General features: G+C 70.3%; 15 protein-coding genes and 1 pseudogene. 6 read left to right on the top strand and 10 right to left on the bottom strand.

Translation table 11 applies throughout. The features are described from left to right. Positions 1-10 precede the first annotated feature (10 nt). From AB0F98_RS25795 to AB0F98_RS25785, 3 genes are read right to left on the bottom strand one after another with little or no spacing between them, the layout of a single operon-like run. The gene (locus AB0F98_RS25795; protein WP_357740102.1) at positions 11-1,774 is read right to left on the bottom strand and encodes an FtsX-like permease family protein; all 1,764 of its coding nucleotides are present in this window, start codon (positions 1,772-1,774) and stop codon (positions 11-13) included. A 1-nt stretch (position 1,775) separates the two neighbouring features. Then, on the bottom strand, positions 1,776-2,510 hold the full coding sequence (locus AB0F98_RS25790; RefSeq protein ID WP_357740099.1) for an ABC transporter ATP-binding protein: 735 nt from the start codon (positions 2,508-2,510) through the stop codon (positions 1,776-1,778). Between the two features lie 34 nt (positions 2,511-2,544). After that, on the bottom strand, positions 2,545-3,084 hold the full coding sequence (locus AB0F98_RS25785; protein ID WP_357740096.1) for a PadR family transcriptional regulator: 540 nt from the start codon (positions 3,082-3,084) through the stop codon (positions 2,545-2,547). Positions 3,085-3,244: 160 nt separating this feature from the next. On the opposite strand from AB0F98_RS25785, the gene AB0F98_RS25780 reads away from it, so the two are divergent. The 5 genes from AB0F98_RS25780 to AB0F98_RS25760 all read left to right on the top strand — a co-directional run bounded on the left by AB0F98_RS25780 (position 3,245) and on the right by AB0F98_RS25760 (position 6,923). Next, positions 3,245-4,042: a thymidylate synthase gene (locus tag AB0F98_RS25780; protein ID WP_357740093.1), complete on the top strand. Its 798-nt coding sequence runs from the start codon at positions 3,245-3,247 to the stop codon at positions 4,040-4,042. Continuing rightward, complete coding sequence (locus AB0F98_RS25775) at positions 4,039-4,515, top strand: dihydrofolate reductase (RefSeq protein ID WP_357740090.1); 477 nt, start codon at positions 4,039-4,041, stop codon at positions 4,513-4,515. Before AB0F98_RS25780 ends, AB0F98_RS25775 begins: the two co-directional genes overlap by 4 nt. A gap of 209 nt (positions 4,516-4,724) precedes the next feature. Beyond that, a complete protein-coding gene (locus AB0F98_RS25770; RefSeq protein ID WP_357740087.1) occupies positions 4,725-5,534 on the top strand; it encodes a helix-turn-helix domain-containing protein in 810 nt (269 codons plus the stop codon). An 11-nt stretch (positions 5,535-5,545) separates the two neighbouring features. Beyond that, positions 5,546-6,265, top strand: coding sequence for an SDR family oxidoreductase (locus AB0F98_RS25765; RefSeq protein ID WP_357740084.1), 720 nt, complete (start codon positions 5,546-5,548; stop codon positions 6,263-6,265). 190 nt (positions 6,266-6,455) lie between these two features. Further along, positions 6,456-6,923, top strand: a complete 468-nt coding sequence (locus AB0F98_RS25760) for an SAM-dependent methyltransferase (RefSeq protein ID WP_357740081.1) — start codon at positions 6,456-6,458, stop codon at positions 6,921-6,923. A gap of 64 nt (positions 6,924-6,987) precedes the next feature. On the opposite strand, the gene AB0F98_RS25755 is transcribed toward AB0F98_RS25760, so the two are convergent. The 7 genes and pseudogenes from AB0F98_RS25755 to AB0F98_RS25725 form a co-directional block, all read right to left on the bottom strand. Continuing rightward, positions 6,988-7,935, bottom strand: a complete 948-nt coding sequence (locus tag AB0F98_RS25755; protein ID WP_357740079.1) for a DUF389 domain-containing protein — start codon at positions 7,933-7,935, stop codon at positions 6,988-6,990. Positions 7,936-8,125: 190 nt separating this feature from the next. Continuing rightward, positions 8,126-8,980, bottom strand: a complete 855-nt coding sequence (locus AB0F98_RS25750; RefSeq protein ID WP_357740077.1) for an aminotransferase class V-fold PLP-dependent enzyme — start codon at positions 8,978-8,980, stop codon at positions 8,126-8,128. Between the two features lie 202 nt (positions 8,981-9,182). After that, positions 9,183-9,614, bottom strand: a pseudogene (locus tag AB0F98_RS25745) (aminotransferase class V-fold PLP-dependent enzyme); the annotation flags it as partial. A gap of 28 nt (positions 9,615-9,642) precedes the next feature. Then, positions 9,643-9,894, bottom strand: a complete 252-nt coding sequence (locus tag AB0F98_RS25740) for a phosphopantetheine-binding protein (protein ID WP_357740074.1) — start codon at positions 9,892-9,894, stop codon at positions 9,643-9,645. Then, positions 9,872-10,966, bottom strand: coding sequence for a hypothetical protein (locus tag AB0F98_RS25735; protein WP_357740071.1), 1,095 nt, complete (start codon positions 10,964-10,966; stop codon positions 9,872-9,874). The genes AB0F98_RS25740 and AB0F98_RS25735 overlap by 23 nt, the downstream gene beginning before the upstream one ends. Before the next feature lie 166 nt (positions 10,967-11,132). Further along, complete coding sequence (locus AB0F98_RS25730; protein ID WP_357740068.1) at positions 11,133-12,269, bottom strand: MFS transporter; 1,137 nt, start codon at positions 12,267-12,269, stop codon at positions 11,133-11,135. 495 nt (positions 12,270-12,764) lie between these two features. Further along, entirely contained in the window at positions 12,765-14,348 is a 1,584-nt protein-coding gene (locus tag AB0F98_RS25725) for an NAD(P)/FAD-dependent oxidoreductase (RefSeq protein ID WP_357740065.1), read from the bottom strand. Between the two features lie 157 nt (positions 14,349-14,505). On the opposite strand from AB0F98_RS25725, the gene AB0F98_RS25720 reads away from it, so the two are divergent. Then, positions 14,506-15,759, top strand: a complete 1,254-nt coding sequence (locus tag AB0F98_RS25720) for a hypothetical protein (RefSeq protein WP_357740062.1) — start codon at positions 14,506-14,508, stop codon at positions 15,757-15,759. Positions 15,760-15,766 lie beyond the last annotated feature (7 nt).

Here is a 15,766-nt window from a genome sequence, read left to right as displayed (position 1 = left end):
CGACGGTCGGTCAGGTCGGTGCGGACCGAAGAGCGTCCGCGACCGGGCGTCGGGTGGCGGCCAGCGCGGGGATGGCGGTGAGTACGGCGACGGCGAGCAGGACCGTGAGCGCCACGGCGAGCAGCCAGGAACCGGGTGGGTACGGGACCTCGTCGATGCTGAGGGACGCGACGAGCCCGATGCCGGTCAGGATCCCGACGGCGACGCCGGGAATGGCGGGAAGCAGTTGCGCTGCCGCCAGGCCCACGCCGGCCTGCGCGGGGGTGGCACCGAGCGTCCGCGCGACGGCCAGCGGCTGCCGGGCGTCGAGTACGGCGGTCCAGGTGCTCACGACGGCGTTGATGAGCGCGAGGATGCACAGCACGACGGTGAGCAGGAGCATGGCCTGCTCGCCCCGCTCCCACCGAGGATCGGCGAGTTGCGTGTAGCCGAGGTCGAAGTGCACTACCCGGCTGTTCTCCATGAGGATGGCGACGAGCGTGGTCGTGGTGATCAGTGTGTTCACCATGACGAGTCGGGCGCGGCGCGGCCGGCGCGCGTTGATGCGCACTCCGATCAGCAGGGCGGTGGGCAGCTGTCGTGACAGCCAGACGCGCCACCGTCGGCGCCGCGGCGGCGTTGCGGCGTCGGCCAGTGCGTGAACGGTGCTGGTGGCGGCAGCGCGCACCACCGGTGCCAGAGCCGCCGCCACAGCGATCGTGAGGGCGAGGGCCGTTACGGCGATCACTATGCGCAGCGCGGGGGGCTGGGAGTTGACGGAGCCGATCAGTCCGGCGCTGGGACGGATCAGCACCGGCGCGCCGAACCAGCCGGCGGCCAGGCCCGCAGCGGCGGCGACGAGCCCGATGACGAGGTATTCGGCGAGGTGGACGGCGGCGATCATGGCCGGTCCGGCGCCGACGGCCTTGAGCAGCCCTACCCGGCGGCGCTGGCCGATGATCCGGCCCGCCACGATGCCGGCGACGCCGGCCAGGGCAAGGCCGGTGAGCAGCCAGCTGCCGACGAGCAGCACCGTCCGCGCGTCGCTGTACAGCCGACCGTTGAGGTAGCTGATCCGCTGCCAGGTGGTGAGTTGTTCGCTGACGGTGTACGTGGTGCTGGCCGCCGGGTCGGCGAGCTTGAGGTTCAGGGTGTAGGACAGCGGCTGTTCGCCGGCGAGCGTGGCGATATCGCTGTGGTCGACCCAGACCAGGCCGCCGCGCTCGACCAGGATGCTGCCGGAGTAGTGCCACCCGGCATACGGGTACGTCGCTCTCGCGGCGGTGACCGCGGTCCCGGTCACGCGCAGTGGATGGCCGTCGATATCGACCGTGTCGCCGGTGCGGATGCCGAGGGCGTCGGCGAAGAAGCGCTCGACGACCACGCCGCCGGGGCGTACCCAGGTGCCGTCGGTCACGGCGGGTCGGTTGACCGATACGGGGGTCGTGTACCGCCCCTCGACGACGGCGTGCGCGGACTTGCCACCGGCCGTCATCGTCAGGTACGCGATCGGGAAGGGACCGCTGTGATCGGCGACACCGGCGGCGGCGGTCATCGGTGCGAGCTCGTCCAGGGCGGCCTGACCGGTGGCCCGGGGTGTCACGATCACGTCCGGGCCGGCGGTCGCGATCCGGGTCCGCTGGTACGGCCGGTCGGCGACTTCGTTGAGGGTGAGGCCGATTGTCAGCGTGCCGGCCGCGGCGCTGATGGCGACCAGCAACAGTACGGTCTCGGTGCGGCGCCGACGCAGGTCCCGCACCAGCAGCCGGCACACCAGCAACAGACGTCCGACCATGTCAGCGCCACCCGCCGTAGACCGTGCCGGTACCAGTGGTGGTGCCGATGAGCCGGCTGTCGTCGGCGAACGCGCCGTCCCGCATGGAGATCACCCGGTCGGCGACCGCGGCGATCCGCGCGTCGTGGGTGACCACCACCAGCGTCTGCCCCGCGAGGCGAAGCTCCTCGAACAGTCGCAGCACGTCCAGGGTAGCCGCGCTGTCCAGGTTGCCGGTGGGCTCGTCGGCCAACACGACCAGCGGCTCGTTGCTCAACGCGCGGGCGATGGCGACCCGCTGCCGCTGCCCGCCGGACAACGCCGACGGCAGGTGTTTGGCGCGGTCGGCGAGCCCGACCCGGTCCAGCAGAGTCATGGCCCGCTGGCGAGCCCGGCGCGGAGACTGTCCGGCCAGCAAGGCAGCCAGCTCGACGTTCTCCACCGCGGTCAGCTCGTCCATGAGGTGGAACGACTGGAAGATGACGCCGACGTGGTGGCGCCGCAGCCGAGCCAGCGCCCGTTCGCTCCTCCCGTCGATCCGGTGCTCGGCCAGCCAGATCTCGCCGTCGGTCGGGCGTTGCAGCCCGCCCAGCAGGTGCAACAGGGTCGACTTCCCGCAACCGCTGGGACCCATGATCGCGAGCGTCTGCCCGGCCGGCACGTCCAGGTCGATCTCGTCGACCGCGCGGACCAGGGCGCTTCCCCGGCCGTACCACCTGGTTACCCCTCGTGCCCGTAGCAGCGCCGACCCGCTCACGCGGCACCACCGCGCACGCCCTCGCTCCGCTCGGTCATGGTTCCACCTTTCGTGAGGTCCGGCCGCGCTCGGTCCACATGCGTTCGCACGCCTCCAGCCACTCCAGGTCGGCCCGCAGCCGCAGCACGACCCCCTCCAACAACAAGCCGACAACCGGATCCACCGACCGCTCCAACGCGGCCCGCTGGGCATCCCGCAGCCGGCGCAGCAGCTCGCGCCGCTGCGCATCGACCAGGGCCAGCGGATCGGCGAGCCGGGCAGCAGCGGCAGCCACCAGCTTGAGATGGAACTCACTGAGGTCCGGCTTCGGCCAGCTCACCTCGGTCAGCCACGCGGCGACCCGCTGCTGTCCGGCCGGAGTCAACGCGTACACCCGCCGGTCCGGCCGGTCCGGCAGCCCCTCCGCCCGCTCCGAGGTCACCAGCCCCGCCTTGGCCAGCCGGGCCAGCGTCACGTAGATCTGCCCGGCGTTCATCGCCTCGCCGAGCGGGCCGAGCGCGCCACGTATCCGGCTACGCAGCTCGTAGCCGTATGCCGGCTCCTTCGCCAGCATCGCCAGCACCACGTCCTGCACTCCGGCACCCCTCCGTCGACCGACAATAGATAACGGTTATCCATCACGCTGTCAATCCGAGGACTGGGGCGCAGCGGACCGAGCCGGTGACCGGCTCGTGACATGCGGCACGGGGATGGAGGTGATCGCACAACCGGAGGTCGGCGCTAGGCTCGCGGACATGCCGGACACCCAGTACGAAGACCTGCTCCGCCACGTCCTTGCCACGGGCGCCCGCAAGGAGGACCGCACCGGCACGGGCACTCGGTCGATCTTCGGCCACCAACTGCGCTACCGGCTCTCCGACGGCTTCCCCCTGATCACGACGAAGAAGGTCCACTTCCGCTCGATCGCGTACGAGCTGCTGTGGTTCCTACGCGGTGACGGAAACGTCACGTGGCTGCGGGACAACGGCGTCACGATCTGGGACGAGTGGGCGGCACCGGACGGTGATCTCGGCCCGATCTACGGCGTGCAGTGGCGCTCGTGGCCGACCCCGGACGGCGGACACATCGACCAGATCAGTGAGGTGCTGCGAACGCTGCGTGAGAACCCGGACTCTCGGCGGATCATCGTGTCCGCGTGGAACGTGGCCGACATCCCACGCATGGCGCTGCCGCCCTGCCACGCGTTCTTCCAGTTCTACGTCGCCGACGGCAAGCTCTCCTGCCAGCTGTACCAGCGCAGCGCCGACCTGTTCCTCGGTGTGCCGTTCAACATCGCGAGCTACGCGCTGCTCACGCACATGATCGCCGAGCAGGTGGGCCTCGAGGTCGGTGACTTCGTCTGGACCGGCGGCGACTGCCACATCTACGACAACCACGAGGAGCAGGTCCGCACGCAGCTCGCACGCGACGCGCGGCCGTTCCCCACGCTGAGCCTGAAGCCGGCCGACAGCCTCTTCGACTACACCTACGAGCACATCACGCTCGACGGCTACGACCCGCACCCCGGCATCAAGGCACCGGTGGCGGTGTGATCGGGGTCGAATGGGCGCAGTCGGCCAACGGTGTCATCGGCCGCGACGGCGCGCTGCCGTGGCACCTGCCGGAGGACATGAAGCACTTCCGCGAGCTGACCTCGGGTGCGACCGTGATCATGGGCCGGCGCACCTGGGAGTCGCTGCCGCCGCGGTTCCGGCCGCTGCCCGGCCGGCGCAACCTCGTGCTGTCACGGACGCCGCAGGAGGGCGTGGAGACGTTCCCCGACCTGCCGCAGGCGCTCGCCGCGGTCTCCGGGGACGTGTGGGTGATGGGTGGCGCGGCGGTGTACCGGGCGGCGCTGCCGCTCGCGGACCGGATCGTGGTCACCGAGATCCGGGAGCTCTTCGACGGGGACACGTACGCACCGAACGTCGGGCGCCCGGCGGACTCCGTCGGAGTCTGGCAGGAGTCGTCGACCGGCCTGCACTACCGGTTCCTGACCTGGGACCGAGGTCAGCGACCGGGCTGAGGAGCCGGGGGGGCGTCCCGGCACCGGAAGGTCGCCGACGCGGCAGCTGACGCGTCCCGGGCGGAGTCGTCGCCGAAGTCGGCACTCTCGCGGGTGCAGGGGCACGTCGTACACCGGCATGTCAGCGCTAGGTCCGGGAGAACCTCGCCGCCGGCGAGGTGGGGGGCATCGACGCCCAATTGCGACTCGTACCGCCCGTCGATGCGTGGATGATGACTGTTGTGAGCCACGTGCACTCCGTACCGGTGCGGGTTCATCCCGAGCCCTGCCAGACGAGCGCGAGTCTCCCCCATCCGCGGCTGCGACCGTATGTCGTGGGTTACGGGGTCTTCCGTTCCGGCTCGGGAGCGGCCGTGCGGCACCGGATCCTGCCGATGAACCTGGTCACGATGATCGTCGACTTCGCCGGGCCGAGCAGGGTGATCACCGGGCCCCGGAGCAGCCCCATCGTCGAACAGACTGCTTGGGGCGACGGTGTCTCGATCGGATTGACGCCGGCCGGAGCGACGGCGCTCCTCGGCGTACCGATGCGGGAAATCGTCGGCGGCACCCTCGGGCTGGCGGATGTCCTCGGCCATCGGGAGGTGGAATTGGCCGAGCGGCTTGGGGAGGCACCGGACCGGCCGACGTGGTTCGCGGTGCTGGACGAGTACCTGACCGCTCGGCTTGCCGCCGCCCAGCAGCCGGACGGGTTGACGATGCATTCCTGGTGGCGACTCCAGCGGTCCGTGAATCGGCCCCGGATCAGCGCGTTGGCCGACGAGCTAGGCGTCAGCAGACGCAACCTCGAGCTCCGGTTCCAGCGAGAGATCGGCCTGTCGCCCGGAACTGTCGCCAGGATCGCGCGCTTTCAAACCGCCGTGCACATGCTCACCAGGTCCGTCGGTCTGTCGCAGACGGCGGTCGACTGCGGATACGCCGACCAGCCGCACTTCAACCGTGAGATCCGCGCCATGTCCGGCCTGACGCCGACCGAGCTGTGCGCATTCTTTCAAGACCGGGAACTCGCCCCTCGGTAGCGTCCCCGGGCATGCAGCTCACCGGTAAGACAGCACTTGTGACCGGCGGTTCGCGCGGGATCGGCCGGGCGATCGTGCGTCGACTCGCCCGTGAAGGCGCAACGGTCGTGTTCACGTACAAGGAGAACAAGACGGCGGCCGACGACCTCGTCAGCCAACTCGCGGGCACGATCGCCGTCCGCGCCGATCAGGAAGAGCTCAGCAGCATCTCGGCGATGTTCCAGCCGGTTCGCGACGGCTTGGACATCCTCGTCAACAACGCCGCAGTCAATCCCCGAATGCTGATCGCCGACATCACCGAGGACGAGTTCGACCGGGTGTTGACGGTCAACACGAAATTCCCCGTGCTGGCCATGCGCGAGGCGACGCCGATGCTGCGCGACAACGGCCGCGTCATCAACATCTCCACCCTCAACACGGTGGTGCCCGCGCCCGGCCACTCCCTCTACTGCGCCAGCAAAGCCGCGCTCGAACAGTTCACCGCAGTCGCCGCACGAGAGTTCGGCGGCCGCGGCATCACTGTCAACACGATCTCGCCCGGCGCGACCGAGACCGACCTGCTGCGCGCCGTCAACCCCCCGGAGGCCCTGGCCCAAACCGCCGCCCTCACCGCGTTGCAACGGCTCGGCCAGCCCGACGACATCGCGGCCGTTGCCGCCTTCCTCGCCAGCCCCGACGCGCAGTGGATCACTGGTCAGAACATCCGCGCGACAGGGGGCCTGATCCTTTGAGAGAAGCCGGAGGTCGCTGCAACCGGCGAGGCGGGGTTGAGCTCGACGGTCCTTGCGTGCGCCTGTTCCGCGGAAGTGATCAATTGCCACCCGACAGTACCGTCGATCACCGATGCCACCTCCCGGCTCGTCACGGCGACGGCCGAGGACGCGCTGATGGCCCGACGCTGGTGCGGACACGGAAGGAACCATGCTCAGCTACGAGATCACCCCCGTAGGTACCGTCCAGAACGAGAGGACGGACATCCAAGACACGGACAACTGGGGAGCCGTCCGCAGCACGATCACCATTGACGAGCGCTTCGGCGATGCCTGCCTACAGGGTTTGGACGGCTTCTCCCACGTGGAGATCCTCTTCGTCTTCGACCAGTTCCCGGACCACGGCGACTACCGCGAGCCCCGTCCCAACCGTGGCCGTCCCGACCTCCCGCCCGTCGGCGTGTTCGCCGGCCGCGGCCCGCGCAGACCAAATCGCATCGGGGTGACGTGCTGCGCCATCGAATCCGTCCACGGCCGCGAACTGACGGTGGTGGGCCTCGACGCGGTCTCCGGCACCCCGGTCATCGACGTGAAGCCCGTGATGGTGGAGTTCCTACCGGCGAACGTCACGCAGCCGGAGTGGGTCAGCCGCCTGATGTCGGAGTACTTCCAGCCGTAAGGCGCTCCTCCCGGCCGAGATCCGCTGGTGGCGACGGGGATTCGAACCCCACCACCTGTCCTGTTCACGCGGCAGGCCGACGCCGGGAACGACGGGCCACGTTCCACCACCCGAACTGCTGCACGGCGAGAGTGAGCAGCCCGGCCAGCACGATCGCGCACACGTTGATGATCAGTTGGACGGCCGAGCCGCCCGCCTCGTCCCAGACGCCGTACGCCCCGGCGACCGCCACGTTCGCGGCCGCCGGGACCGTCGTGACCGAAATCAGCACACCGACGAGGCTGCCGGACTTCTTCGAGGTGAGCGAAAGCATGCCGGCGACTCCGGCCAGCAGACCCACCACCCAGGAGAGCGCATCCGGGCGCCAGATGAAATCGGTCAGCGGACGATCGGCCAGCAACATTCCCCGGTTGACCAGCCCCATGGCGGTCAGCGCCCAGGTGCTCAACACCGTCGCCACCATGGCGGCGAGGAAGCCCACCACAATGGCCTGAAGTGACCGCCACACAGTGTCGAACCGACGACGCAGCAACCCCACGCAGATCGCGGCGAGCGGCCCGAATTCCGGGCCGACCACCATCGCACCGACGATGAGGATCGGCTGGTCGAGCAGCACACCGATCCCAGCGATCATGGTGGCCACGATGATCAGCACCAGGTAGGTGCCGCTCAGTTCGGTCTGCTCACCGGTCTTCGCCGCGATCTCGTCCCAGACCACCGCGTCGGCGCCACTGCCGGGCGCCTCCCGCGCCGCCCGGTCGGCGGCCACCGAGATGGCCAACTCGACGTCGTCGGCCGCGATGCCGCCCTGCGCCTCCACGCCCAGCCGTCGCAGACCCTGCAACACGCTGTCCGCGCTCTCCCGGACCACATCGCAGGTGATGAGATCACCCGCGGGCTGGCGGGCCGCGCCCGGAAGCACCACCAGATGCGTCACGCCACGTTCGGCGGCCAGCAGATCGGTGACCGCCGCCGACTGATCCGGCGTCGCGATCACCCTCAGGTGCAGCACACTCTCCCCCTCGATCGGCCGGACGGTCCTCCCCTGCCCGTCCAGCCGTCGCGACTCTACCGGCCGATGTGCGGCAGGTACGGGCCGCAGGCCGGGGCGCGCGATTCGAACGAGCACGGTCGCGGTCCTGACTCCCGCGGAGACGGACGAAGGATGTTCAAGATCCGTTTATGCCGACAGGTGACCAGGGTCAGCAGCGGATCCTGGGTGCCAGCCGGACGTCGGTGGGACCGTTGCGGTCCAGGTAGGTCGACCCGGCGAAGGCCAGGAAGCGTTCGGCGTCGGCTGCGGTCGAGGCCAGCCCGAAGGACACGCGTACCGCCCCGCCGGTCGGCAGCCGCAGCGTGGCGAGGTGCTGGTCTATCGTTTCGGGACGGCTGCGCATCGAGTGGCGGAGCAGGTCCCGGTCGATGCCGAAAGCGGCCTCGGCTGCTCCGGGGTTGCAGAAGCACCCGGTACGCAGGGCGAAACCGGCCGCCGACGATTCGACTGCGACGAGCCGCTCGTCGACGAGCGAGCCGTCCGGGTGGTGGAAGTTGAACGCCACGGTGCCACCGCGGGCGGTTCCGGTCGTCGGCCCGTAGAGCCGCACCAGTGGTTGGCCGTTGCGGTGCCGCAACGCGGTCAGCTGTTCCAGCAGCCACCTGGTGAGCAGGTCGACCCGGGTGTGAATGAGGTCGACGCCGATCGAGCCGAGCCAGCTCAGCCCGAACTCCACGTCGGGGATGCTGAGGAAGTTGAGGGTGCCGTCCTCGAACCCCGACTCGTCGCCCATCGGCTGGTGCCAGTTGCCCTGGACGCTGACGGCGCGGATGGTGCCGCCGGCGAACCAGGGGCGGCGCAGCCGGGCCAGCGCGTCGCGCCGGGCGAGCAGCGCCCCCACTCCGGTGGGGTAGCCGAAGAGCTTGTACCAGCTGAGGCAGACGAAGTCCGGCCGGACGGCGCTCAGGTCCAGCCGGTTCGTCGGGGCGAACGCGGCGGCGTCGAGCAGCACGTCGTAGCCGTGCCGCTGGGCCAGGTCCACCCAGGTCAGCGGGTGCTGCACGCCCGGTGAAGTTGCTCTGTGCCGGGTACGCGAACAGCCCTGAACTGCCGGGGCCGCGCCGCCGGGGGCGGCCGGTGAGCCTGCCTCGAGCGGTGGTCAGTGCGGCGATCACGTCGGGTTCGGCCACCCGCAGCTCGGGCCCGGTCAGCGGTACGTAGCGCACCGGCGCGTGAGCTGTGCGGGCGTACTCCCGGATGCCGTTGACCGAGTTGTGGTTGTCCCAGGTCAGCACGAGTGGGCGGCCGCGCCCGAAGTCGTACGCCTCGCCGACCAGCCGGCAGGCGCCACTGGCGTTCGGGGTGAAGACGACCGCGTACTCGGCCGGGTCGGCGCGGAAGAAGCCGAGCACCGCGCGCCGGGCCGACTCGACGAGCGAGCCGGCGGCTTCGGAGGTGAGGTTCTCCGAGTGCGGGTTGCTGTACAGGTCGGTGAGCAGCCGGTCGTGGTGGGCGACGATCTGCACGCGTGCGGCCACCCCGGCCCCCGTGTAGTCGAGGTAGACCCGGCCGTCCCGGTCGAGGTGGCGATACTCGGTGGCGCGCAACTCGTCGATGCGGGTGGTGCGCGCGTACGCGGTGGTCGCCGTGATACCCGTGCCGGGAGGTACCGCGGATCCGTGTTCCTCGGTTGTCATGTACACAGCCGATACAGCGACGGCACCATCAGCGTGTGGGCGGGGGTGGGCCCGCGGCCAGCACCTCGTCGACCAGTTCGGCGATGGTCGGTTTGCGGAACAGCACCGCCGCGTCGACCTCGATGCCGAGCTGTTCGTACAGGTCCGTCAGCAGGTCGGCGGCGAGCAGCGAGTCGCCGCCGAGTGCGAAGAAGTTGTCCTCGACGCCGACCGACGTGATGTTCAGCTTCTCGCTCCACAGCCGGGTCAACACCGCCTCAAGTTCGGGTCGCGTGGGCATCGATCTCCTCCCATCGGTCGACGAATCGCCGTACCAACGCGCGCATCTCGGCGTCCCGGTACGAGCGGCGGTAGCGCAGGCAGACGGTGTACGCGCCGGCCGCGCCCGGTTCGAGCCAGAACGCCAGCCCGTTGACGGGCAGCACCGGCCCGCCCAGGCCGAGCCCGGCCGGGATCGTCAACGGTTCGACTCCGCCGCCGTCGGGCACCTGGACGACCTCGAACTGGGCCAGACTCGGTCCGCCGTCGGCGAACAAGGCGTCGGCCTGTGGCACCGCGTCGAGCAGCAGCGGAAACGGGATCTCGTTGGCGTACGCCTCGGCGAACGCGTGGTGCACCGCGCCCACGGTCGACGGGCCGAGCCGTACCGGCAGCACGTTCATGTACAGCCCCACGGTGTCCCAGTCGGATCTGCGTCGGCCGTGAGTCAGCACCGGGACGACGGTCTCGCCCTGGCAGAGCGGGCCGAGGGCCCGTGCGAACGCGGTGAACAGTACGACGAACGGCGTGCTGCGCACGGCCCGGGCGACCGCCCCCGCCCCACCCTGGGTGATGCCGCTCGGCGCCCGGAACTCCGCCGTGCCGAGCTGCCCGCCCGCACCCGGGGTGAGGGCCGGAACGTCGGTGAGCATCCGGTTCCAGAACGGCGTGAATCGGGTGACCCGGTGCGGCGGGTGGGTGGCGGCGCGGTGGTGGTAGTACGAGGGCGCCGGTCCGCTGCCCGGCTTCAGGACCTCGCGGACGAGCAGCCGCATCGACCACGGGTCGGTGACGTTGTGGTGCGCCACCAGCAGCAGTTCGGTACCGGCCAGGTACGCCCAGAGCAGGCATCGGGCGTCCGGCGGGTACCGCCGGGCGGCTGCCGCCGCCCACACGTCGTCGACCGTTCGCAGCGGAACCGGCCCCTCCCCCAGTACCGGGTGCCGGGCGACGACCGCGTCGAGGGTCTGCCGCAACGCGGCGAGGTCGGGCTCTGCCGGCAGCCGGATCCCGCCCAGCGCGACGAACCGGTCGACTTCCGCCGGTCCGCCCGCCCAGGACAGGATGCGCTGTCCGAACGGCTGGTCATGCACGTCGTCCTCCTCCCGTGGCCTTCCCGGCCATGTCGACGGACACCCGCTCGTGCGGTGCCGCATCCTGCTTCGCGGCGGCCTTGTGGCCGGCGTGCGGCGGTGGGCGGCCACCGCCAGGTGACCGCCCACCGTGGTTTCGGTGCTCTCTCCGCTGGCGCAGTCGCCCTTACCTGTCGCCGCACCTCCTCCCGTCAGCGCCGTCGATCTCCTCCGGCGATGAGGGTGGATCCGGAGGCACATCGCGGGATGATGCAGCTCTTCGGGGAGGCCAGCTGACGCCGCGCTTGCCGACGCTGCACACAGCGTTCCTCCCCTCTGACGGAGCGGCCCCGTGCCCGCCCGGTGAACTCAGCGTGGGCCGCCGCCGGCCTCCGCGACAGAGCTGCCAGCGATCGAGGTCGTTCGAACTTGTTCGACCGACGCCACGGTCGTCACCGGCACGGACGCAGCCGCCACAGCGGTACGAGAGCGAGGACTCACCGCACAGTCCGCTGAATCCGATGATCGTGGTGGCCGCCCACCGGTCCGCGGCCATACCCGCGATGACCATCGCCATCCCCTGGAACCCGCTCAGACCGGTGATGGCCACACCGAACGCGCGCCCCCGGTACCGCGCCGGCACGGCCCGGCCGAACAACGCGTTCAGCGGAATGGCGAAGGCGCTCGCCGCGCCGGCGGACACCAACAGCGACAGCACCACCCACAGCGGCGGAACGAGCCAGACCGCCGCCAGCACCCCGGCGGCCAGCACCGCCAGGGGCAGGATCAGTCGCGCCCGAGTCGCCGGTGGGCAGAGCCGGGTGAGGGCGATCCCGCCGACGGCCATCCCCGTCGGCGCCGCCGCCAGCAACAGTCCGACCGTTCCGGCGCCGCCACCGTACTGGCTGGGCAGCGGCGCGATCAAACCCTCCGCGGCGTAGGTGAAAGCACTGGCCGTCCAGAGAACGAGGACGTACGCCCGCAGCCGGGGATCACTCCAGAACACCCGGAGACCGGCAGCTCGACCGGGACGCGCCGGGCTCACCGCCGGGCGGGGCGCGGGGCGGCGACGAACCCCGATCATGATGAGAAGCGCGGAGAGCAGGAACGGGCCGGCGTCCACCAGCAGCGCGCCGCGCAGCGACAGCAACGCCACCAGACTTCCACCGACGGCGTAACCGACCACCTGCACGACCTGGGCGCAATTGTTGTCCACACCGTTGGCCACCGGATACCCGTCACCGCCGAGAACCTCGGGCATCAACGCCGCCCGCGCGGCGACGAACGGCGGCCGCAACAGGTTGACCGCGAAGAGCAACACCACCAGGGCGGACGCCGCGAGGGCCGGAAACCGCCGCTGAACCGGTGCCGGTGTAGACGAGGTACGCCACGGTCACCGCGGTGAGCTGGTCACCTGCCAAAGACAGCAGGTACGCGCCGACAGGTAGCTACTCGCGCACCGCGAAAACCTCTCCGTACTCGCGGCCGCTCGGTCACGCCGGCCGTCCCGCCCCACCACCGGCTGTCATCACGGCGGTCGGTGCAGACCGTATCCGCGCCACCGCCGCACCGGCCGAGTGCGAGCGTTCGGGCTCGTTCGGATCCGTTCGAGACTCCGGCGTCAGGTTGGGCAGCGACAGCCGCCGATCGGGACGAGCATTCGGCTGCGCACGAACTTGCGCCGGCGCTCGCAGGCTGGCCTGGACTCGTCACCCACGTCCTGAGACTGATCTGTCACGAACGTCCTGAGAACCGGCATCGCTGACAGCCGGACGGCCGTCGGCGCGATGCCGTGGAACACGCGTCAGCCGGGACGTACCTAGGCTCGCGGCGCGGCCGCCGGCCGCTCGCTGTGCGCGGCCGCGGCTCGGGCTCCGGCCCTCGCTCTGCCCCAGTCAGCGGGACGGGTGGATGCGAAACCCGGCCGTGCCGGCACTATCGGCGCGCTCCGTCCGGTGCCCCGGCGGCCGTCGCCGTCGCCGGGTCCCGAATCCTCGTGGTAGTCCTGCTCGACGTTGACCGACCAGACGTCGTGTGTGGTGCCGCAGGCGATGTTCTCGGCGGTCAGCATCGCCGTCAGCATCGAATGGTCCTGGTTGTTGTAGCGGTGCATGCCGTTGCGTCCGACGGGGTGCACGTTGGGCACCTCGCGCGCCAGCCAGTCCCGAATCACGGCGACGTTGTGCTGATAGCGCTCGTCGTAGACGGGGTACGCCTTGGGCATCCGCACCACATACCCGGCCTCGACGGCGCCGGGCCGTATAAGCCCGAGCCGTTCCAGTTCGTGAGTTCCGGCCGCGATCAGGTCGGGGTCCGGCGTACGCCAAGTCTGGTCGTCCTCGAAGACGAAGTACTCCAACCCCAGGCAGGTGCGGCCGTCCTTGACCAGGTGCGGCGACCAGGAACCGAAATTCTGGATCCGGCCCACCTTGACCGCTGGGTCGTGCACGTAGATCCAGTTGTCGGGAAACGAGAATTCCGCGGGCACCACGAGCGCGATGGTCAGGAAATCCCGATGACGCAGGCCGGCTGCGGCGGCCAGCACCTCCGGCGGGGCGGCGGGGCGCAGGGCGGCGACCAGTTCCGAGATCGGCATGGACGACACGACGTGCCCAACCGGATATGACCGCTGGCCCGCGCCGTTCACGGTGACGGCGACCGCTCGGCGGCGCGCCGGGTCACGGTGCACAGCGGTCACCCAGGTGCCGGTGTCGATCTGGCCACCCCGCCGCTGCACCTCCTCGGCGCAGCGCTCCCACATCATCCCCGGCCCGAGCTTCGGGTACTGGAACTCCTCGATCAGGCTGGTGACGTCCTTGCGGTTGCTTCGGGGCAGCAGCGCGTTGCGCACCGCCTTGGCCAGCGACAGGTTCTTGATGCGCTGAGCCGCCCAGTCGGCCTGCAACTGGTGGGCCGGCATGCCCCACACCTTCTCCGTGTAGGTCTTGAAGAACATCGAGTAGAGGCGCCAGCCGAACCGGGCCGACACCCATCCCTCGAAGTGCGACTGGTCCTTGGGCGGGCGCAGCCGAGCCCGGGCGTACGACGCCATGCAGAGCGCCGCTTCTCGGACGCCGAGGTTTCTCAGCGCGTTCACCGCACTCAGTGGGTAGTCGAAGAGGGCACCTCGGTAGTAGATCCGGCTCATCCTGGGGCGAAGCAGGAAGTCCTCCTCGGGAAGGATCTCGTGCCAGAACTCCTCGACCCGGGGCACCTTGGTGAAGAACCGGTGCCCGCCGATATCGAACCGCCAGCCGTCGCGCTCGACGGTGCGGCTGATTCCGCCGACGACCTCGTCGGCCTCGAACACCCGGACCGGGACACCCCGTGCGAGCAGCTCGTACGCCGCGGTCAACCCCGCCGGGCCCGCACCGATCACCACCGTACGGTGCTCTTCACCCATGCCCGCTGCTCCCCTGCTCCCGGCCGTTACGGAGCGCCCGCTTACCCGCTCTCCGGGCGATGTCACCCCGATCTCGCCACCCCGCCTGACCGCGACGTGTCAACCGGCGGGAAGCGGGGATGTGGCAGCAGGCCGAGGGGCCGGAGCCAGGTGAGACATGATCGGCAGCGGGCAGGGGGATGTCGCCGGGCGCGGCGCGCCGCCCCGGCGTGCCCGGCTGGCGGGAACCCCGCGCCGCCTGATCGGCGGCGCGGCCCGGATGGTGGACCGTGTGCCGGCCCCGTGGCCGTTCCTGGTCGCGGTCTTCATCGGTGCGAAGGTTGTGCTCACCCTGATCGGGGTGCTCGCACTGAACGTCCTGGACGCAATACCGTGGGCGCCGCCGCCGGACGAGATGCTCATGCGCGAGCAGCAGCGGGACATCTCCGGGCACCGCTGGTTGTCGCTGTGGTTCGCCTGGGACTCGTTCATCTACGACCGCCTTGCCCGGCTGCCGCTCACCGAGCCGTGGAGAGACTTCGGTTTTCCGTTGCTCTACCCGTTCCTGGCCCGGTCGCTGGCCCCGCTGCTGGGCGGGAACACCGCGCTGGCACTGCTCCTGATAGCCAACGTGGCGTTCCTGCTGATGCTCTACTACGCGTACCGATTGGCGGAGCGGCTCATCGGCGACGAGGCGGGCGCCCGCCGGTTCGTCCGCTACCTGGTGCTCCTGCCCGCGGCGTTCCTGTTCCAAGCGGCGCTGACCGAATCGCTCTTCCTCTGCCTCGCGCTGGCCGCCTTTCACTACGCCGAGCGGCGTCACATGCTGGTGGCCGGCGTCGTGGGCTACTTCCTGGCCATGAGCCGCTCGGTCGGGTTCCTCGTCGTGGTCCCGCTCGCACTGGTCCTGCTGCGCCAGCATGGTTACCGGCTGACCCCGCCGGCGCTGCGGGGGTACATACGCGCCGGCTGGCCGCTGCTGTTGGTGCCCGCTGGGTGGCTCACCTTCATGGCGTTCTGCCGCTGGCAGGGCGGGGACTGGTTCGCCTACAAGCGCGCCCAGGAGGAGGGCTGGGGAATCACGGTGCAGAACCCGCTCTGGGTCGTCTGGCACGGCCTGAACTCACCGCCCGACGCGCTGAGGGTGCTCCTGGCGGTAGCGGCGCTGGCCGTGCTGATCGCGGGCGCCCGCTCGATCGGCCTGCCGTACCTCGTCTACGGGCTGATCATCGTGCTGGTGCCGCTGTCGATGGGGCCGCCGGTGTACAAGAGCCTGCTGCGCTACCTCCTTGCCGCGTTCCCGGTCGCTCTGGTCCTGGCCCGCTCGGCCCGGCAGGTCAGCGTCGACGTCTGGCTGAGCGTCGCCCTCGCTCTGCTCCAGGTCGCGCTTTTCGTTACCTGGTTGGCCTACTGGGCCCACTTCATCATCTGATCGTGGA

The sequence above is a fragment of the Micromonospora sp. NPDC023737 genome (genome assembly GCF_040639715.1).
In the GTDB taxonomy this organism is placed as follows: Bacteria; Actinomycetota; Actinomycetes; order Mycobacteriales; family Micromonosporaceae; genus Micromonospora.
Note: the sequence above shows the minus strand (reverse complement) of the source record. Positions and strands in the feature narration are given on the sequence as shown.